General features: G+C 37.7%; 20 protein-coding genes and 1 other annotated feature. Of the genes, 17 read left to right on the top strand and 3 right to left on the bottom strand.

All coding sequences use genetic code 11. The annotated features are described in order from the left end of the window. Positions 1 to 8 precede the first annotated feature (8 nt). From HRK21_RS01990 to HRK21_RS01945, 10 genes are all read left to right on the top strand, one after another. The gene (locus HRK21_RS01990; RefSeq protein WP_003724066.1) at positions 9 to 299 is read left to right on the top strand and encodes a YggT family protein; all 291 of its coding nucleotides are present in this window, start codon (positions 9 to 11) and stop codon (positions 297 to 299) included. A gap of 124 nt (positions 300 to 423) precedes the next feature. Then, positions 424 to 1,200, top strand: coding sequence for a YlmH family RNA-binding protein (locus HRK21_RS01985; RefSeq protein WP_003739405.1), 777 nt, complete (start codon positions 424 to 426; stop codon positions 1,198 to 1,200). Between the two features lie 1,174 nt (positions 1,201 to 2,374). Next, positions 2,375 to 2,968, top strand: a complete 594-nt coding sequence (locus HRK21_RS01980; RefSeq protein WP_069887909.1) for a TetR/AcrR family transcriptional regulator — start codon at positions 2,375 to 2,377, stop codon at positions 2,966 to 2,968. 27 nt (positions 2,969 to 2,995) lie between these two features. Beyond that, positions 2,996 to 3,775 carry a class I SAM-dependent methyltransferase gene (locus HRK21_RS01975; RefSeq protein ID WP_069887910.1) on the top strand — a complete coding sequence of 260 codons (780 nt, stop codon included), beginning with the start codon at positions 2,996 to 2,998 and terminating at the stop codon, positions 3,773 to 3,775. A gap of 20 nt (positions 3,776 to 3,795) precedes the next feature. Then, complete coding sequence (locus tag HRK21_RS01970) at positions 3,796 to 5,334, top strand: helix-turn-helix domain-containing protein (protein ID WP_069887911.1); 1,539 nt, start codon at positions 3,796 to 3,798, stop codon at positions 5,332 to 5,334. Positions 5,335 to 5,597: 263 nt separating this feature from the next. Beyond that, positions 5,598 to 7,592, top strand: a complete 1,995-nt coding sequence (locus HRK21_RS01965) for a BspA family leucine-rich repeat surface protein (protein WP_070006006.1) — start codon at positions 5,598 to 5,600, stop codon at positions 7,590 to 7,592. A gap of 65 nt (positions 7,593 to 7,657) precedes the next feature. Then, a complete protein-coding gene (locus HRK21_RS01960) occupies positions 7,658 to 8,131 on the top strand; it encodes a tRNA (uracil-5-)-methyltransferase (protein WP_070006005.1) in 474 nt (157 codons plus the stop codon). Between the two features lie 19 nt (positions 8,132 to 8,150). After that, positions 8,151 to 8,636 (top strand): hypothetical protein, encoded by a 486-nt coding sequence (locus tag HRK21_RS01955; protein WP_070006004.1) that lies wholly within the window; start codon positions 8,151 to 8,153, stop codon positions 8,634 to 8,636. 27 nt (positions 8,637 to 8,663) lie between these two features. Beyond that, positions 8,664 to 8,969: an LPXTG cell wall anchor domain-containing protein gene (locus HRK21_RS01950; protein WP_069887915.1), complete on the top strand. Its 306-nt coding sequence runs from the start codon at positions 8,664 to 8,666 to the stop codon at positions 8,967 to 8,969. A gap of 74 nt (positions 8,970 to 9,043) precedes the next feature. Further along, positions 9,044 to 9,310 carry a transposase gene (locus HRK21_RS01945; protein WP_070006003.1) on the top strand — a complete coding sequence of 89 codons (267 nt, stop codon included), beginning with the start codon at positions 9,044 to 9,046 and terminating at the stop codon, positions 9,308 to 9,310. A gap of 313 nt (positions 9,311 to 9,623) precedes the next feature. On the opposite strand, the gene nadA is transcribed toward HRK21_RS01945, so the two are convergent. The 3 genes from nadA to nadB are packed head-to-tail and all read right to left on the bottom strand — an operon-like array spanning position 9,624 to position 13,017. After that, positions 9,624 to 10,724, bottom strand: a complete 1,101-nt coding sequence (gene nadA, locus HRK21_RS01940; RefSeq protein ID WP_069887917.1) for a quinolinate synthase NadA — start codon at positions 10,722 to 10,724, stop codon at positions 9,624 to 9,626. Then, complete coding sequence (nadC, locus tag HRK21_RS01935; RefSeq protein WP_069887918.1) at positions 10,721 to 11,566, bottom strand: carboxylating nicotinate-nucleotide diphosphorylase; 846 nt, start codon at positions 11,564 to 11,566, stop codon at positions 10,721 to 10,723. The genes nadA and nadC overlap by 4 nt, the downstream gene beginning before the upstream one ends. Then, positions 11,563 to 13,017 (bottom strand): L-aspartate oxidase, encoded by a 1,455-nt coding sequence (nadB, locus tag HRK21_RS01930; protein WP_069887919.1) that lies wholly within the window; start codon positions 13,015 to 13,017, stop codon positions 11,563 to 11,565. Before nadB ends, nadC begins: the two co-directional genes overlap by 4 nt. Positions 13,018 to 13,148: 131 nt before the next feature. Between nadB and HRK21_RS01925 the strand changes: the two genes are divergently transcribed. The 7 genes from HRK21_RS01925 to cspB all read left to right on the top strand — a co-directional run bounded on the left by HRK21_RS01925 (position 13,149) and on the right by cspB (position 20,749). Then, positions 13,149 to 14,255 (top strand): cysteine desulfurase family protein, encoded by a 1,107-nt coding sequence (locus tag HRK21_RS01925; RefSeq protein WP_003739401.1) that lies wholly within the window; start codon positions 13,149 to 13,151, stop codon positions 14,253 to 14,255. A 4-nt stretch (positions 14,256 to 14,259) separates the two neighbouring features. After that, positions 14,260 to 14,781 (top strand): transcription repressor NadR, encoded by a 522-nt coding sequence (locus HRK21_RS01920; RefSeq protein WP_069887921.1) that lies wholly within the window; start codon positions 14,260 to 14,262, stop codon positions 14,779 to 14,781. A gap of 93 nt (positions 14,782 to 14,874) precedes the next feature. Next, complete coding sequence (gene divIVA, locus HRK21_RS01915) at positions 14,875 to 15,402, top strand: septum site-determining protein DivIVA (RefSeq protein ID WP_003739399.1); 528 nt, start codon at positions 14,875 to 14,877, stop codon at positions 15,400 to 15,402. Continuing rightward, positions 15,399 to 15,632 (top strand) — a binding site (T-box leader). Its footprint overlaps the gene before it by 4 nt. A 52-nt stretch (positions 15,633 to 15,684) precedes the next feature. Further along, complete coding sequence (ileS, locus tag HRK21_RS01910; protein ID WP_070006002.1) at positions 15,685 to 18,450, top strand: isoleucine--tRNA ligase; 2,766 nt, start codon at positions 15,685 to 15,687, stop codon at positions 18,448 to 18,450. Between the two features lie 111 nt (positions 18,451 to 18,561). Then, a complete protein-coding gene (gene dapF, locus HRK21_RS01905; RefSeq protein WP_070006001.1) occupies positions 18,562 to 19,551 on the top strand; it encodes a diaminopimelate epimerase in 990 nt (329 codons plus the stop codon). Positions 19,552 to 19,564: 13 nt separating this feature from the next. After that, the gene (locus tag HRK21_RS01900) at positions 19,565 to 20,260 is read left to right on the top strand and encodes a phosphatase PAP2 family protein (protein ID WP_003739396.1); all 696 of its coding nucleotides are present in this window, start codon (positions 19,565 to 19,567) and stop codon (positions 20,258 to 20,260) included. 288 nt (positions 20,261 to 20,548) lie between these two features. After that, positions 20,549 to 20,749, top strand: coding sequence for a cold-shock protein CspB (gene cspB / locus HRK21_RS01895; protein ID WP_003723180.1), 201 nt, complete (start codon positions 20,549 to 20,551; stop codon positions 20,747 to 20,749). The last annotated feature ends 62 nt before the right edge of the window (positions 20,750 to 20,811 follow it).

Raw genomic sequence — 20,811 nt, 5'->3', positions numbered from 1 at the left:
GAGCTAGATTGCAAAGTATTTTATATCAAGTGGTGGAAATCATTTTGTTTATTATCAGATGGTTGCCAACACTCATGTTTATTTATTTCTTGATGAGCTGGTTTCCCGGTGCAAGAGAATCAAAAATCGGCCAATTTTTAGCACGTATTTTTGAACCGATTTTAGAGCCTTTTAGAAGGATTATTCCGCCGATTGGTATGTTTGATATTTCGTCCCTTGTGGCTTATTTCATTTTCCAATATGCGATGAGAGTTTTAACAGGTTTAATTCAAGTATATGTCATTCCAATGTTATTTTAAAAAGCGCGCCCGTTTTCAAAATGGGTGGCTTTTTTTATTAATAAGCAAGATTAGCCTAGTAGCAGTTGTTTTCGTGGTATAATAGGGCTAAAGACTTCGAACGGATTGAAAGGGAGAAATTAGGATGGATGGAATTTATCAACATTTTCGCGCAGAAGAATACGCATTTATTGATAAGATTTTAGGGATTACGATGCAAGTTGAGAATGAATACACGCCACAACTTACGGATTTCTTGGATCCGAGGCAGCGTTTTATTACCGAAACAGTTATCGGTGGTTATGATGAGATCAATGTACAGTTTTTTGGTGGAGTGGCGCACGCGGAACGACGGCGCGCACTGATTTATCCAGATTATTATACGCCGACAGAAGCGGATTTTGAGATTGCTTTATTCCATATACGCTACCCGGTAAAATTCACGACTCTCACACATCAAAAAATCCTTGGGACACTAATGTCGCTTGGAATGAAGCGCGATATTTTTGGAGATATTTTAAATAATGGTACCGAATGGCAGTTATTAGTAGAAAGTGCAATGAAGGATTATTTAACGTTACAACTTGAAAAAATAGGGAAAGTAAATGTGATGTTAGAGGAAACGGATTTAGCTAATGCTGTTTATGCCCCGGTCGTTTGGGAAGAAATGGGCTTAACTGTTTCTAGTATGCGACTCGACGTAATCATTAGTAATGCGCATCATATTTCTAGACAAAAGGCGAAACAATTGGTTACTGCTGGACTAGTGAAAGTCAACTGGAAAACAGTGGAAAACCCGGATTTTGAATGTGAAGAAGAAGATGTATTGTCTGCTCGCGGGTATGGTCGGGTAAAAGTACTATCAACTGGCGGTAGAACGAAAAAAGACAAAATTCGGATCGAAATTGGTTATTTAAAATAAAAACGAAAGCAGCTAATGCTTTCGTTTCAGATATAGTAATGATTAGTACCTAATGTCATATGTTGTCAAATGGTCTTATGTTATTATTAAATATGAAAAGAGAGTCATGCGCTAAGATGACTCTCAAGTATAAGCCCATTTAAGGTGGCCACTAGCTAAATAGTTATAAGATAACCACTAACTTCGCCAAAAGTTTACAAGTGGTTATTTTTTTGTTATTTTTACTGTTCAATAGCAACTCTAGTGTTGCTATTGAACAGTAAAAATAAACGATCATGGGTTATCCTTTCCAGGAAATCCTAATAAAAATATTCATAGGCATCACTCTTTCTTGTTGAAGGAGCTAGCCACCACCATAAACTTGCTTACTCATTTAGTATAGCAATGAAACTCTTTTGAAAAAAGAGCAAATGCTATGATTATGTACTAAAATTATTTTTTATCCAAAGTTCCTACTAAACAACCAACAATAAAGCTAACTATAGTGATCAATATATAGATGTGATTATTTAAAATAAGCCAATATACTGCGTATTCAATAGCTAAAGACAATAACTCTCTAGATAAAAATCTAGGATTATTTTCATGAATCTTCCCACGCTTCGTTAAATGTATAAATAGATATAGTTAAGAGGGTTGATTTGTCGCATTTTCCAGAAATTTTTTGATAAGCACCAATCCTTTTATGTAATGTAACAATTTAACTGCTCTTCTATACCAGTGGGAAGGGTGGAATGTCCTGATTTCCAGAAAATTCAGTATATAAATCTGTGAAAAGTTCTAATTGGTTAAAAAAACAAATAACCATGAATCTAACTCAATGACATTGAGTCAAATTCATAGAAATAGCGTGAAATATTGGCGTTCTAAGAGAGAAGACAAATTGTTGTCTTCTCTTTTTTCTTGGTTTACTTTGAATCTTACTTGCTTCATCGATGGGAGCGGTTATGTAAGATTGGAAAAATGTAAAAGATAAGATATACCTGATAAAATATTTTTTTCAAATCTAATACTAAACTATTAGTAAACGTATTCGATATAAGAACTGTGGAAAATCCATTTCATCTCATTTGACATTGTTAAATATTTAGTTTAAGGTGTTTTTGTAGAACTGGAAATTAATAAATAGTTCCATTAAAAGCGATATGCAAGAAATTTTTCAAGGAGGAGCAAAATGCCAAAACTCGTTACGGGATATGAGCGTCAACAAACTAAAAACCTCATTATCGAACATACAAGCCATTTAATTTATATAAAAAAAGGAATTCAAGATTTTACTGTGGAGGATATTACTCGAGCAGCTAGGATTGGAAAGAGGAAATTCTATATGTGTTTTCCCTCCAAAGAAGCATGCCTATTTGAGGTTGTGGAATATTCCTATCAAGCACAATTAGAGGCATTTAAAAAAATTATGGAGGAGAAAGGTTCGTTAAAAAGCAAGATGACTCGTTTTTTGAAAGAAGTCTATCTTTCGGAAAAGAGTATAAACAACTACTTTTCACCGGAAGATTTCCACGCAATACTCCAAAAACTCCCTCCAACATATACGGAAAGAGAAGAAAGAATGACAAGTGAAGTCCTGGAAACTGCCATGACATATATCGATTTTACGAGAGCTCAATGGGAGGCTTTAGTGATGTTACTGGATTGTTTGACTTACACTGCGACAAGGAGTTATGTAGAAACTGCCAAAAAAGCGAAAGAAGAGACTTTGGATATATTAATAAATTCTATAGCTGATTATGTAGAAAAACAGACCCAGTGCTAACGAAAAATATTTTAGGAGGGTAAATAAATGAATAAAGAAACCGAACGAAAGCTTGCTGCGTCACTCACTTCTCAATCAATAGAAATATTACCGTTTATTCCGTATTTTTTACAAGATTTTTTTGAATTGGGTAGTAGTCCGAAAGATATTACTTATTTAATTAAGCAACATATGCCGTTATCAGCTGAAAGTAATTTTTTGGATTTAGCTTGCGGAAAAGGCGCTGTTTCCATTGGTATCGCTAAGGAACTAGGAAACCCTGTCAAAGGAATAGATTTAATTCCGGCATTTATAGAAGAAGCCAAATGCAAAGCGAAAGAAGCACAAGTAGAGTCACTGTGCCAATTTGAAGTAGGAGATGTAAATAAATCGGTTCAAAACGAAAAAAATTATGATGCCGTTATATTTGGTGCAGCAGCAGATATACTTGGAAATCCAGCAGAAACGTTGGAAAAATTGCAGGGAACTGTTAAAGAAGGCGGTTATATTATTATAGATGAAGCATATGTGCCTGAATTAGCGCGCAATAACCAGGTGAAGTATCAAAATTATGAATATCTCACTCGAAACGAATGGCTGAATTTATTTGAACAGAATCAATTACAATTGGTGGAAGAGCTAGAGGGAACAGCAGAAGTGGATTTTGAACTAGAAAAGCAACACTTATTAACAAGAGCCAATGAATTAATTCAACAATATCCAGAGAAAAAAGCCCTTTTTGAAGGATACCTTAAGAGCCAATGGAGCGAATACGATGACTTAGAGGAACATCTTATTGCTGTTACATGGATTTTACATAAAAAGTAACATTCAAAGGAAGTGTTTTAATGAGAGAATATTTAGATTCAAAAAGCCAAAAAAAGGTAGCGCTTCTTGAGAAGATTTTTTATGCGGAAAATCATACAAGTACACAAGAGGAACTATTAAATGAGTTGAACATTACGTATCCGACCCTCATTTCTACGATTAAAACAATTAATTTTGATATTGAACGATTTGGATACAAAGCGTTTTCTATTGTTCACTCCGCGCCAAATTTGTCCTATACCTTAAAGATATCGGATAATTGTAGTATTCAACTCATTATCAACGCCTATATTAGAGAGTCACCCAAATTTCAAATTCTCGAAACTTTGTTGCTGTCTTCCTTCCCTAACTTACAAGTATTGGCAAACGAAGTACATGTTTCTTATTCTGGGATAAAGAAAGAAATAAAAGAATTGAATGAAGAGCTAAAGGAACGGAATTTATCTATTTCTACAGGAAGTCAGGTAGAAATAACGGGGGACGAATTTTCATTAAGAATATTCTATACCTTCCTCTTTTTAGTCGCATATAGTGGGGATCGTTGGCCCTTTTCTTTTATTCGATATGATGAAATCACCGACATATTAGAGAGTTGCCCAAAAGAAATTTATAGAGCAAACTCAATAGATAAGGCGATGATGATTCACTATTATGTCGCTATGCATTTATTACGAGATAGAATGAATTGTCAAATTGATACAACTAGGCAGTTTAAAGTGGCCCTATATAAGGCTTGCACCGAGGAGTCTAAGAAATCAGAGAGTGCGTTCATTAAAAAGGTAGCGAAACAACTTCCTAATAGGAACTATAAAGAAATGACCTACACGACGCAAATCATACTGAGTACCATTGTTGCTTTCGGTAGTTATTCTTCGATTGAAAAAACGCCTTCCTTTTTCTACATGGATGAACAGTTAGAAGAAATGGGCTTCATGAAACTAGTTGATTATGCCAGTGAACAAGTAAATGATAATCTCTCCATTCCATTTTCAGAAAAAGAGATGGAATTGCTCCGTTACTCCTTTGCGAGTATAAATTATAGATATTTCTTACTTGATAATTTAATCAATAAGTTCAATAATATTGTGCCAGGGTATACAGATCTTGATCGAAATATAAGAAAAATCCATAAAGTAAATCACCTAGAACCATTGATTAGTCAATTAGTAAATTTAAAAGAAATGGATCCATTAAAACCGTTTGAAGAAAGACTTACTTCAGATTATCTGATCATTTTGGATAAGCGGATTGATTTTTCTATACACACGTTGCCTATTAAAGTAACTATTTTATCGACCATATCTAATGAAACAGCCGTATTTGATTTTATGAGGTATTTTTCTAGTTACTACAATCTGGAAATAATTAATCAAGTCGATCCGGTGGTGGATTTATATATAAGCGATTTTTCCGTATCTCCAGAAGTATTGACCTCTTTACGTATCAATCAGCCAATAATCTATGTAAATACTAGATGGCTAGAATCTGATTATGTCAAAATTAATGATAATTTAGCGAAAATAGCGAGAAAAAAATTTATTGCTAATAAAAAAGATTAGGGAAATACTTGTTGGAATGGATATGGAAAATGTTTAAATGGAAAACCAAAGTCTTGTCCGAGTAATGATCGTTACTCGGATTTTTTTATTTCTATTTTTTACTTGTGCAATACTAATGAAAAAAGTAAACACACCTACTAAGCCGTAAAATTTTAAGAAGTTAAAATTTTATGGCCAGAAATACTCCTCGACTCCTGTATAATTAAGTTGCAGCTAGAAAGTTTGGCATCTAGAAATTAATTACGGAAGAAGGAGGGGAGCTGATGAAGAAGTTTTCCATGCGAGTCGTCCTTATTATTTCAGTGCTTTTTATTGCACTGGGGAGCGCTAATGTTTCTATCGCACAAGAAAGGGATACAACGAATATGCTTCCAGAAGAGGAGTTGGGTTCTCTGGATACCTCTAATATCATTGCAGAAGAAGTTGCGCAAGAGAAACCAGCAGAGGTGGAGCAACTAGAAGAAATCCCAACTACGGATGAATTGATAGAAAATCCAGATGTTCGAGAGCAGTCTGTTGCTGATTCGGATGATTCGGATTTAACAGTGGTAAGCTCAGGTGCTTACTGGACGATTTATCGCAATACTGTGAACGGTGAATATAGCTTGCGTATGTTTGGCAACGTGCCAAGCAGTAGACCAACCGCTTGGAATAGTTATTTAAAAAGTATAAAACATATAGAGATTGAAGAAGCTACTCTGACAGGAAGTTTTGAATCGTATTTTATAAGTAATGTTTTCACAGTACTTGAAAGTGTGAGGATTGAACAGTGTAATTTGTCTGGAGTGACGTCTTTTAGATCCGCATTTGAAGGTCAATTAGCGCTTGGAAAAGTGATAATCAGAGATAATTATTATCCGGAGACACCTTCTCTAACAAATATGAAGAAAATGTTTGCCTCATGTTCTAAACTTAGTGAGCTTGATGTAAGTGGACTCAATACAAGTTCCGTCACTGATATGGAGTTCGTATTTGCTGGCCCGGTTGGCCTTGAAAAACTGGATGTAAGTAATTTTGATACGAGTTCAGTTACTAATATGAGGGGAATGTTTCAAGGCTGTAGAGCACTTGAGGAGCTAGATGTAAGTCATTTTGATACCAGTTCGGTGACTAATATGCAGTACATGTTTCAGTACTGCGAATTACTTGAGAAATTGGATGTGAGTCATTTTGATACCAGTTCAGTGACTAATATGCATAACATGTTTAGTGATTGTAATAGTCTTGAAGAGTTAGATGTAAGTAATTTTGATACCAGTTCAGTTACTACTTTGCAGTCCATGTTTGGTGGCTGTAATAGTCTTGAAGAGCTTGATTTAAGTAATTGGGATACGAGTTCAGTGATTGACATGCGCTACATGTTTTTTTGGTGCACTGGTCTCAAAGAGCTTGATTTAAGTAACTTTAATACCAGTTCAGTGACTAAGATGAACAACATTTTTGAAAATTGTACAGCGTTAAAATCTTTATATTTAAATAATTTTACAGATGCAGCAAGCATGACAGATATGTTTAAGGAAACCACCTCCCTAACCTACTTGTTTGTCAGTCACAATTTAAGTACTTTTACTGGCTTAGCAAATACAAGCTGGTATGACGAAAAGAATTGGGTACAGTTTTCGAATCTCTCGCAACTACAGACATATCATCGAAATCAAAGTGAACCTACAGGCTACAGAAAAGGCGCTTTCCTTTCTCTAACAATGGATGCGATGGGTGGAGAATTTGAAGATGCGGAAGAACAAAAAGTACAAAATAAAGTTTCTGGGGAATACTGGGAAGAAGTGATTCCTGTAAAAGAAGGACATTACTTTGACGGGTGGTATCTTGATCGAAACTTCACTAATAAGTTTGATTTTTCTTTACCAGCAACTGTTTCAGCAACCCTCTACGCTAAATGGGTAGAAAATTATACGGTGGTTATTCCAGCGTCTATTTCCTTAAATGAAGCTACTGAATTGAAGGTAGAAGGGATTAATCGTGGAAGTAAAACTTTGTCCGTGGGATTAAACCGAACAGCAACGTCTGTTTCTGAGAGCAACGAGCTAACTTTAGCCAATACGGCAGACACAACAGTCCAATGTTTGGCACCACTGAGTTGGGACGGTTCCGAAACTAATCCAGAAAAAGCGATTTTAACCCTCGCTCCAGGCTCGGAAATAACAGAAGGCGATGCAGTCATGGCTATTGAAGCACCAGAGAATATCCAGGCTGGAAAATATACAGGGAACGTCGTATTTTCGATTAAGTATGAATGATGTAAATTAGCCAGACTAGTGATTATGTCACAGTCCTGTGGTTATTAATAAATTGGAGGTTACCTATGAAGAAGAAAAGAGTAGTGATTATATCCTTACTACTATTGCTAGTAAGTGTTATTGGAATCAGTAGTTATTTTCTATTCAAGGATAAAATAAATCTGTTGGATGTAGACCATTCTGCCGTTGATTGGAACGGGAAAAAACAGGAGGATACAAGTGGAGAAGAAAATACAATCGCCATTCCAGGGTTTGAAAAAGTGACGTTGTATGCAAATGAAACAACACAAGCAGTGAATTTCCATAACCCGGAAATTAATGATTGTTACTTCAAAATATCGCTTATTCATCCGGATGGTTCGGTTCTATGGATATCTGATTTAATCGAACCGGGAAAAGGTATGTATTCCATTGAATTAGAAAAAACGTTAGCGGCAGGCGAATATGAAAATGCAGTATTAAAATATGAATGTTTTTCTTTAAACGATCAGTCACCTTTAAACGGGTCTGAAATAAATTTAAAATTAGTTGTCGTCTAGACAAAGGAGGAAATTTTTTATGAATAAATTAGTATTAAGTACGTTAAGTGTAGCAGCAATGGGTATGGTAATTTTTAGCGGAGGGACAGCCTACGCTGCAGATAAAGAAGGTAATACAGTAGTGGAATATTCTGTTGAAGGGGATTATACCCTCGTTGTACCAGAAAAAATAAATTTATCTAATGATAATGCCACAGAAATGTCTGTGAAAACAATCAATCGTAACTTAGAACCAGGAAAAGAAGTAGAGGTGACATTATCTAGTGGATTATCAGCCGATGGAGAGATTGAATTACAACGGGTTGGCGCTACTTCGGACGTAATAACTAGTAGTTTTAAAAGTAATAATAGTGTAGTACCCATGGCTAATCCCGTTATCGGAAGCTTTTCAGGTTATGCGATGGAGGAAACAGAAGTAAGTAAAATTCAAATTGGAAGTCCTCAAGGAGACAAAAAAGCTGGAGCATATCAAACAACGTTAACTTTTACAGCTGCTTTTAAATAAGAAATTACGAAAGGAGTTGTGCATTTCTTGAAAAGGAAATTAGTTCTGGCAATGGTACTAACCAGCTTTTGTGGGATGTTCCTCTTATCGCCTGAACGAGTTCAAGCTAGTCAAACAGTGGTTGAGGTGTTCATTTCAGAGGATGATTTGGATGCCAGTGAAGAAAACATACAGGAGATCCCTAAAAAAGAACTGGCAGCCTCTTCAGATAAGGATAACAAACAACATACGTTACCTAAAGCAGGTGATACAGTAACTAACTATACCTTGTTGGGCTTAGTGCTCGTCCTTATTTGGTTGATAATGCAAAGAAAGAGGAAGAAGAAAGAATAACCCTTATGACAGCATCGTAATGTAGCAAGTAAAAAAGGAAAGAAAATTTCTGTATTAGATAGGAAGTGATAGGTATGGCTCGAATTGAATATGAAGAAAAAATTCAAAAAAGCCTACTGGTTTTATACTTTAGGGGGTCTACCATACAGTCTATCTGCAGGGAGTATGGTATTCCTCGTTACGAATTTTACAAATGGATGAAGTTACATGATGCCGATAAACTTGAAACCAAAGACGTGAAGACTTTCCTACAGATAAGAGAATTAAAACAACAAAAAAACAAATTAGAAGAAGAAATTTTGTTTTTAAATGAAGCAATCAATCTGTTGGAAAGTCCTTGAGAGGGTTGATTTTAAGTATTGATTGATAGGTAGTAAGAGAGAGGATGATATTTTCATCTTCTCTTTTTTTATTTTGATACAGCTGATTCATGTAAAAAAAGGGTATACCCAAAATATACACGAAAGCATCGTTGTAAATACACTTTTTTCAATGTATAGTTAGGGTCGATATTAAATGGTTGTGAAAAGAGTTGCTTTTTAGTCATAATAGTAGCATATGCTCGACTAAGTTCTACAGATTAAAATTTAGATTGACAAATAGAAGCTTATATAAAGGAGCTGAAACGAAAGCAGTCACTGCTTTCGTTTTTTATTAGCTTAATTGGAGCATTCTTTCTAAAGCTTTTAAGGCAAATTTGGTTGTCTGTTCATCGACTTTGATTTGGTTTCGTTGTTCGCCGTTTTGGATAGCTTCTAGTGTCCAAAGTAAATGTGGTAAATCAATTCGATTCATGGTCATACAAGGGCACATAAACGGATTTAGCGAGACGATTTTTTTATCTGGGTTTTCTTGGATAATGCGACCAACTAAATTGGCTTCGGTACCCACTGCCCATTCTGTGCCTGGCGCTGCATTGTTTATTTCGGTCACAATTTTTTTCGTTGAACCGGAATCATCTGCTAATGAAACGACTTCATGGGTGCATTCTGGATGAACAATAATTCGCATATTAGGATGGTTTTTACGAATATTTTCGATATTTTTGACGGTGAAATGTTGGTGAACGGAGCAGTAGCCCTTCCACAGAATGACTTTACAATCATCCAAATTGCCCTCATATTCCAGTTCATTTTTTATCGGGTTCCAAATTGCCATATGTTCGAGGGGAATGCCTAGTTCGAACGCCGTGTTCCGACCTAGATGTTGATCTGGAAGAAAGAAAATCCGCTCTTTTTGTTCGAGCGCCCATGAAACAATTTTCGTTGCGTTACTAGATGTCACCGTAGTACCACCATGTTCGCCAACGAAGGATTTTATCGCAGCAGTGGAATTAATGTAAGTGACAGGTAAAATCGTATCTCCAAAAAGGATTTGCAGTTTTGGCCAAGCATTGGTTAGCTGATGAATGTCCGCCATATCTGCCATCGAACAACCAGCGCGCATATCCGGCAAAGTAACAATCTGTTCGCTTGTCGTAAGCATATCCGCTGTTTCAGCCATAAAATGAACACCGCAAAAAACGATATGTTTGGCTTTTTTATTTTGTGCAGCAATTTGCGCTAATTGTAAAGAATCGCCAATCGCATCGGCAAATGGAACGACCTCATCTTTTTGATAATGATGGCAGGGTATAAAGAGATTCTCGCCAAGCTGGGCTTTAATTTCTGTGACACGAGCAATCATTTCGGCCTGCGTCATTTGCTTATAGCGAGTTGGCATGGTATCTTGTTCGATTGTTTGTAATAAATTCATGCCTTTATTCCTCCTTTGCTATTAAAACTGATGTCAAACGCACGGACAGAATGCGTTATAGATCCTAAAGAAATGTAATTTGCCCCAGAACCCTTATAACGATGAATATTTTCTAAAGTGACATTACCGGAAATTTCTGTAGTAATAGGCGGTGGAACTAGTTTAACCATTTGCTTGATTTCTTCCGGTGTGCGATTATCAAACATTATGATATCTGCGCCGGCTTGAACGGCTTCTTTTACTTGTTCAGCAGTTTCCGTTTCCACTTCGATTTTTACCATATGGCCAAGTTTTTCCCGTACTGTAGATACAGCCTGTGTGATACCTCCAGAAAAGGCGATATGGTTGTCTTTTAGCATAACGCCATCGTATAGACCGTTGCGATGATTAAAGCCGCCACCGGTCTGTACCGCGTATTTATCGAAGGCGCGCAGACCAGGTGCTGTTTTTCGCGTATCACAAATTCGAATAGCGGAATCATCCAGTTGTTTGACCGCAAAATTAGTTTGACTAGCAATGCCACTCATTCGTTGCATTAAATTTAAAATGACCCGCTCGCCGGAAAGCAACGTGCGCACGGGGGCTGTGACAGCTGCAATAATATCCCCTTTTTCAACCCAGTCACCATCTTTTTTATAAGCTTCAAATTGTGTAAATCCACCGAGAATTTCATAAACTTTCGGCGGGATGGAAATACCACAAAGAATACCTGTTTCTTTCGCTAGGAAAACACCTTCTCCCATTGTGTCACGGGGAAAAACAGTTTCTGCACTTAAATCATGTTGACCAATATCTTCTAATAAAAATGCTTGAATTGCTTGATTCATAAGTATGGAATTCATTTTATTACTCCTTTTAAAATTCGATGTGCACCAAGACTTTCTGTTCGTTTGAGCGCACTTTCGGCGATTAGTTTTGCGGTGATAAGCATGTGGCTAATTTCTGCTGTTTCTCGAGTGTGGTTTGCGTAATCAAAATCAGTGAGCCAGTGAAGAAATTCGGTGATTTTTTCAGGTTTTCTTGTGATGCCAAGCGTTGTCCAAATTTTCTCTTGAAGTAATTGTTTATCTGGTAAATGGGGTGTTTGGGTTTGGTTCGAAAGAGGGATTTCTGGATGGTCTATTGGATTTGTTTTTTGCGTGCGAATGTATTCAGCCACTTTTTCACCAAAGACGAGCGTTTCAAGGAGGGAATTGCTGGCGAGACGATTAGCGCCGTGCACACCTGCATTTGCAACCTCACCAATGGCGTACAAACCGGGAATGTTCGTTTTGCCAGATAGGTCGGTACGAATACCACCCATTAAAAAATGTGCGCCGGGATGAACTGGGATCCGCTTTGTTTCACGAAATGGGATGTGATGTGCATCCAAATTAGCTGTAATTCCCGGAAAACGTTCTTCAAAATTAGGAATTGCCGTGATATCAAGGAAAACCTCATTCCCATCTTGAATTTCTGCAAATAGCGTCGCAGCAACAATATCGCGCGGCGCAAGATCAGCTCTCGGGTGAACATTAGTCATTACTGCTGAACCATCTGCGCGAATAAGTTGGGCACCTTCACCACGGACCGCTTCTGAAATAAGTCCATGACAACGCCCGTTTAGAAAGAGAAGAGTGGGATGAAATTGGATAAATTCCATATCGGTCAGTTTCGCACCAGCCCGGTAAGCAATCGCTAAACCATCACCAGAAATCGTCGCCGCATTCGTTGTAACTGGAAAAAGTTGCCCAAGCCCGCCGCTTGCTAAAATAATATGTTCTCCGTAATAAGTATGTAGCTGATTTCCTTGATCTAAACAATGGACACCGATAGCCGTATCATTCTGTTTTATAATTTCGATAGCCATTTTTTGCTCTTGCCAGTGAATGTTTGTTAATTTTTCTTGTAAAAAAGTAGTAAGAAATTTGCCGGTTTGATCACCGCCAGTATGTAAAATTCGTGGCAATTGGTGGGCGCCTTCTAAACCAAGCGCAAGTTCACCGTCTTGTTCGTCAAAAGCCATCCCTTCTGCAATCAGCTTTTGGATAACCATTGGACCGTGAGTAACGAGTTGATTTACTGCTAGAACTTTATTATGAAAACAACCGGCTTGAAAAGTATCGCTAAAATGTTTTTTCGGAGTATCGCTTTTTGACATTGCTGCTGCCACCCCGCCTTGCGCGAGCATCGAATTACTTTCTTCTTTGAGACCTTTTGTGATTATTGTCACATCATAATCCTGCATTAATCTGAGAGCAGCGGTGCAACCTGAAATACCGCTCCCGACTATAATCACTCGTTCTTTTATCATGATTTCCACCTCTTGCATAGTAGGTTCGATTAATTGTATACTTCTTAGTGAATATACAGTTGTCTTGTCATCTATAATCACACAAAATAAACCGAAATTCAAGTATAAAATTTTAGGGGAGAGAAAAAGAGATGATTTACTTTGATCATGCGGCCACTACGAGAATGAGTGAGGCGGCGATAGAAGTTTTTACAAGTGCATCCAGAGAGTTCTTCGCTAATTCGGAAAGCTTACACGATGCGGGGACGAAATCAGCAGCCCTTTTGGAAAAATGTCGGGAAAGTTTTGCGGAAATTTTAAATGTGCCAACGCGAGGAATTGTTTTTACGAGCGGTGGTACAGAAAGTAATCAAATCGCGATTCAAACGCTACTACATTCAACGGAAAAGAAAGAGATACTAGTAAGTCCAATGGAACATGCTTCTGTTTGGCAACAATTAGAGGCGCTTGAAGAAGCCGGTGCATGCCGAGTGACGATATTACCAGTCGATTCTGTTGGTAAAGTAAATCCTGCTGAGTTACAGAAGATGATTTCTCCGAATACAGGACTAATCATTATTCAACACGTGAATTCTGAAATTGGAACAATTCAGCCAATTGGAGAATTAGCGCATATTGCTAAACAAGCAGGCGTTTATTTTCATACAGATATCGTTCAATCCTTTGGCAAACTAGATTTAGCATTACATGACGTAACTAGCTTTAGTATTTCCTCGCATAAAATTTATGGACCAAAAGGGGCGGGACTACTTTTTATAAAACCAGATGCTCCTATGCAAACTCCTTTGCCAAATGTGCATCATGAATTCGGCTTTAGACCTGGAACTGTAAATGTTCCAGCAATTGCTGCCTTTACAACAGCTGCCTATGATATAATGGAAAATAGAGAAAAAGAAGCGCGGCGAATGGCAGAATTGAAAATGGCAATTTGCGAGACGTTAACAGCGCGAATTAAGGTCGAGGGCGGATTAAATACGTCTCCGTTTATTTTAGGAATCACTTTGCCGAATATGCAAGGGCAAGAAGCCTTACTCGCATTTAACGAAGCGGACATCCAAATTTCGACAACGAGCGCATGTAGTTTACGTGACCCTGCGCCTTCCAGAACATTACTCGCTACTGGAAAAACGACAGAAGAAGCAAGTCGATTTATTCGATTGTCATTTGGGAGAGAAAATGAATTAAGCGATAGTCTGATTTTTAAAAAGGAACTAGATAAATTACTACGAAAAAGGTGAGAAGATGAAAAAAATATTAGGAAATACACGCAGGCAACTTATTTTAAAATGGTTAAAAGAAGCGGAAACGCCTATTTCTGGAAACCAACTTGCGAGCAAGACCAATGTTAGTCGCCAAGTCATTGTTCAAGATATTTCTTTACTAAAAGCTGGAAATGAGCCAATTTTGGCTACACCACAAGGTTATATTTATGCGAAAGAAACAAGTTTCATAGGAGAACGACGGGTGATTGCCGTAAAGCACACGAAAGAACAGGCGGCAGAAGAATTAAATATTCTAGTCGATTACGGAGTTTCTATTGTGGATGTGATAGTTGACCATCCGATTTATGGAGAAATTACTGCTTCTTTACATTTGAAGAGCCGGTTTGATGTCGAAAAATTTATTAAAAAAGTGCAGACGACGGGTGCCACTATGCTGTCGGGGCTAACGGACGGAACACATTTGCACACGATTGAAGCAGATACAATAGAGCAATTAGAACAAGCAATTGAAGCCTTAGAAAAAGCAGGATTTTTAATCTAACCATTTTTAATATAAATTCTAGGAAAAAGCTATTAATTATGGTAGAATGTATGTTAGGTATTTATAAACAATAGTCCTATGGAGGTGCTAGATATGCCATTATCGCCGCTGGATATACATAACAAAGAGTTTACCCGTGGTTTTAGAGGTTATGACGAAGACGAAGTAAATGACTTCCTCGATCAAATCATTAAAGATTATGAACAAGTTATCAAAGAGAAAAAGCGTATTGAGGACACTTTAAATAATAGTGAAGAACGTTTAGGTCATTTTACCAACATTGAAGAAACACTAAACAAATCATTAATCGTGGCACAAACAGCTGCCGAAGAAGTGAAAGCTTCCGCTGAAAAAGAAGCCAAACTTATTGTCCGTGAAGCAGAAAAAAATGCTGACCGAATTTTAAGCGACTCACTTTCTAAAGCGCGCAAAATCGCGATTGAAATTGAAGACTTAAAACGTCAATCCAAAGTATTCCGTGAACGTTTACGTATGCTAGTGGAAGCACAAATGGATTTAATTAAAAGTGAAGATTGGCAACAAATGATGGCTTACGATGTAGATGCGACAGAACTTGCATCAATCAAAGAAGTTGAATCAGCTCAATCTGAAGAACGTTAAAAACGATTATTAGAGACAAGTAAATTTTTTGGATATAGGATATAAAGCGAGTTGGTGCAAGGTGTGAGACCAGCTATCCTCTAAAAAATCGAAATCACTCTTTAGTTCTAACCCGAAAAAGCAGTTGCTTGAGTAAGTGTTAGCGCGAGCCAGCGTTATGGCATTAATGAAGTGGGCAAGCAATTAACATGCATGTCAACAAGGGTGGTACCGCGAATCTCGTCCCTTTTTTGGGAGAGATTTTTTTGTGTTTAAAAATAAATTTTTAAAGGAGAAGAAAACATGGAGTATAAAGATACGTTATTAATGCCAAAAACAGATTTTCCAATGCGTGGAAATTTGCCAAACAAAGAACCTGAATGGCAAGCAAAATGGGAAGAAGAAAAGCTATATGAGAAAATTCAAGAAAAAAATGCAGGACGCAAGGCGTATATTTTACATGATGGCCCTCCCTACGCTAACGGAGAGCTTCACATGGGTCATGCTCTAAACAAAACAATCAAAGATATTATCGTTCGTTATAAATCAATGGCCGGCTTCAGTTCTCCGTATGTACCGGGCTGGGACACACACGGATTGCCAATCGAGACAGCTATCGCCAAAAAAGGCGTTAAACGGAAAGAAATGTCTATTGCAGAATTCCGTAAACTTTGTGCGGAATATGCGATGACACAAGTAGAGGGGCAACGTACAGGATTCAAACGTCTTGGAATTAATGGTGATTGGGAAAATCCTTACATCACGCTTTTACCAGAATACGAAGCAGAGCAAATCAAAGTCTTCGGTGAAATGGCGAAAAAAGGCTATATCTACAAAGGGAAAAAACCAGTGTATTGGTCTCCTTCAAGTGAATCTGCACTTGCGGAAGCAGAAATCGAATATCAAGATAAAACATCTGCTTCGATTTTTGTTGCCTTTAAAGTTACTGACGGAAAAGGCATACTAGACGAAGGAACGAATATCGTCATCTGGACAACAACTCCTTGGACAATCCCAGCAAACATGGGTATTACAGTTAACCCTGATTTGGACTATGTCGTGATTGAATCCGCTGGAGAAAAATATGTTGTAGCAGAAGCGCTTTTACCAAGTTTACGTGAAAAATTAGGTTTTGAAGATGCGACAGTTGTGAAAACAGTGCGCGGTTCTGAACTTGACCGCGTTGTAACTAAACACCCATTCTATGACCGTGATTCTTTAGTAATGAACGGGGAACATGCCACTGCTGAAGCTGGTACTGGTGCGGTTCATACGGCTCCTGGACACGGGGAAGATGACTTTTTAATTGGGAAGAAATATGATTTAGAAGTACTTGCTCCTTTAGATGATCGTGGTGTATTTACAGAGGAAGCACCAGGGTTTGAAGGCGTATTTTACGATACAGCGAACAAAATGGTAACAGAAAAGTTAGAAGAAGTGGGCGCATTACTAAAAATGGAATTCATCACGCACTCTTATCCACATGATTGGCGTACGAAAAAACCAGTTATTTTCCGTGCAACAGCACAGTGGTTTGCTTCGATTGACGCATTCCGTGATGATTTACTGGCAGCTGTTAAAGGTGTTAACTGGACTCCTGCGTGGGGCGAAACACGTCTATTCAACATGGTTCGTGACCGTGGCGATTGGGTTATTTCTCGTCAACGTGCGTGGGGCGTTCCACTACCAATTTTCTATGCAGAAAATGGAGAAGCGATTATCACAGACGAAACAATCAATCACATTTCTGAACTTTTCCGTGAGCATGGTTCGAATGTTTGGTTTGAACGCGATGTGAAAGACTTGTTACCTGCTGGCTTTACGCATCCAGGTAGTCCAAATGGGGAATTTACGAAAGAAACCGATATTATGGACGTTTGGTTTGATTCTGGTTCAAGTCATCAAGCTGTATTAAATGCTCGTCCAGAATTAAATCGTCCAGCCGATTTATATATGGAAGGCTCTGACCAATATCGTGGTTGGTTCAACTCATCCTTAACAACTGCTGTAGCAATCACTGGCGAAGCGCCTTATCGTAACGTGCTAAGTCATGGGTTTGCTCTAGACGGGGAAGGTCGCAAAATGAGTAAGTCGCTTGGAAACACACTTCTTCCAGGCAAAGTAATTAAACAACTTGGTGCAGATATTGTTCGCCTTTGGGTTGCTTCTGTAGATTATCAAGCCGACGTTCGCGTGAGTGATGAAATCTTAAAACAAGTATCCGAAGTATATCGTAAAATCCGTAACACAATGCGTTTCTTGCTAGGAAATATCAATGATTTCCATCCAACTACGAATGCGGTTTCTTATGAAAACTTACGTGAAGTAGACAAATATATGCTAATTAAATTGAATGATTTAGTGAAAAATGTAAAGGATAGCTACGAAGCTTTCGAATTCTCTACTATTTACCACCAAATCAATAATTTCTGTACAGTAGAATTAAGTCAATTTTATATGGACTTTGCCAAAGATGTTGTTTACATTGAAGCAGCGGATAGTCATGATCGTCGTGCTATGCAAACTGTTTTTTATGAAGCAGTTGTTACTTTGACAAAATTACTTGCTCCAATTTTACCGCATACAACAGAAGAAGTTTGGAATAGCTTAATCGGTGAAGGCGTAGAAAGTATTCACTTGCAAGACTTACCAGAGGTTAAAGTATTAGCGGATAGCGAAGAAATTACTGCGAAATGGGACGCATTCATGCAAATCCGCGATAACGTCCAAAAAGCGTTAGAATTCGCTCGTAATGAAAAACTTATCGGTAAATCAATGCTTGCTAAAGTAACTTTATACGTAGATGGCGAAGCAAAAACGCTATTTGATTCTTTAGAAGGCGATTTTGCACAACTGTTTATCGTTTCTGACTTTGAACTCGTAGAAGGTGTAGAAAATGCACCAGAATCTGCATTCAAATCAAACCAAGTAGCTGTTCAAATTACTGTAGCAGAAGGCGAAACTTGTGAACGTTGCCGTGTTGTGAAAAAAGATGTAGGCGTAAATCCAAAACATCCAACACTTTGTGGCCGTTGTGCGGATATTGTTGTAAAACACTACGAAGCGTAATGCTTGCTTGGGGGAAATCCTAGTTATTTCAAAAGGAGGTTCCCCAAGCTTTTTTAATTTAAGATGTGGTATTATAGACGTAATTCCAAATAAAGGAGGTTGCTTAACGTAATGGCAACAATTCACTTTACAAAAGTACATGGTTCGCAAAATGATTTTTTCTTAGTTGATGAAGAAGAAAATCTCATCACGGAATGGTCAGACGAACAACGTGCTGATTTTGCGATAAAACTTTGCGATAGAAAGCATTCGCTTGGCGGGGCAGACGGAATTTTATATGTCACAAAAAGCAGCGAAGTAGGACCAATTGGCCAAATGCGTGTCGTTAATTCAGATGGTTCGATTGCTTCGATGTGCGGGAATGGCTTAAGAACGGTAGCGCGCTATTTACTTGAAAAACACGCTTTGACAGATGCAAAAGTAGAAACTATGAAAGCAATACTTGATGTCAAAAAAGCAACTTCGCTTGGTTTTGATATTCCGACCTATCAAGTGGAAATTTCTCCTGTTAAGTTTGCGGCAGAAACGTTACCAATGCATGTAGGCGTGGAAAAATTAGTCAATCAAGTTATTCCAGAACTTGACGCAGAACTCGCTTTTTCTGCTGTTTCTGTTCCTAATCCGCATTTGATTACATTTGTGGATCAAGCGGTGTTAGATTCCGATAAACAAGAAAAATTAGCAAGTTATTTAAATAGCGAAAATCCGTATTTCCCAGATGGCGTGAATGTGAGTTTTGTGAAACGTTTACGCGATGATGCTATTTATGTGCGTACTTTTGAACGCGGCGTCGGTTTTACGAATGCATGCGGAACAGCGATGTCGGCTTGTAGTTTGATTAAAAAAATGTTAGATAATGATACATTGGAAATACCGCTAAATGTTTATAATGATGGTGGAAGAGTGCAAGTAACTGCGAAAAAAGATGATGCTGGTGAAATTTCGCTGCAACTAATTGGCAATGCCACTTTTGTGAGCAAAGGTTCCGTTCGTTATGAAAATGATATCGTTACAGAGCTTACAAATGAAGCGACAGCTGAACAAGCTCAGTATCAGGCGCTTGTAAAAGAAGTAAAAGAATTTCTAAAAACAACCAAATGAAAAGGAGTTAACCATGAATACAAATCGTAAAAAAGCAACACCGTTATTCGTTATTGGCGGGTTCTGCCTTATTTTATTTATTACTATTGCTTCCGCTATCGCAACAGAAAGTAACTGGGTAGCACGTTTTGACTTAAGCTGGATTGAAAAAATCCGCAGCGGCATTCAACCAGATAAAACAGCCATTGTTAAATTTCTAACTACTCTAGGAAGCGCAGAAACAACAATTATTTTGACCATTGTAGTCGTTCTTATTTTATTCTTTTTACGAAAATTTGTTGTCGGACTTTGGTTTGGTGGAACGATGCTCGTTTGTGGCGTAGTCCTAAATCTTGTCTTGAAAAGTTTGGTTGGTCGCACGCGTCCAGCTAGTGTGAACTGGTTAGTAAGCGAGTCAGGCTTTAGTTTCCCAAGTGGGCATGCAACGGCGACGGCGGTTTTTTATGGTCTTGCAGCGATGTTCTTGATTTTCACAGTGCCAAAAATGTGGCAAAAAATCGTTATCGGCATTATCGGTTATGGTTTTATCCTGTTTGTAATGTATACACGCGTTTATCTTGGTGTACATTTCCCGACAGATGTACTTGGCGGATTTTTCCTTGGTACAGCATCAGTGTTTATCTCACTAGGCGTTTATTTCTTAGTACGAAAACCATTACATAATTTGCTTGTGAAATGGCGTATTAAAGATAAAAGTATCACAGAATAATATAAAAACCCTGTTATAAGAATTAACTTATAGCAGGGTTTTTCAGATAGTAAACTGAATAATCTATTTTGTAACCGTACGGCTTTTTCACTTGATTTATTTGTTCGTTGGCGTTAATATATAAGTGTTGATAGTAGCTAATTTGCTTATTATCAAGGATATTGATGTGAAATGAGTATCTTTGCTAATATGTGAATTTTGTAATTGAAAAAATGATTAGCTTGTTGTTAACATCTTTTTCGTTAGTAAAAGAAACATATTTAGAAAATTTTTGGAGGTTTGTGAAATATGCAAACAGGTACAGTTAAATGGTTTAACAGTGAAAAAGGCTTCGGTTTCATCGAAGTAGAAGGCGGAGATGATGTATTCGTACACTTCAGCGCTATCGAAGGTGAAGGATTCAAAACTTTAGACGAAGGTCAAAGCGTTGAATTTGAAATCGTTGAAGGCCAACGTGGCCCACAAGCAGAAAAAGTTACTAAACTTTAATCTGTTCACGTTAAACTAATAAAAATACGCAGCGGACTTCTTAGGGAGAAGCCTTGCTGCGT

Source organism: Listeria monocytogenes (assembly GCF_013282665.1).
GTDB classification, from domain to species: domain Bacteria; phylum Bacillota; class Bacilli; order Lactobacillales; family Listeriaceae; genus Listeria; species Listeria monocytogenes_C.
The sequence above is the reverse complement of the archived record's forward strand: the minus strand, read 5'-3'. Positions and strand labels throughout refer to the sequence as shown.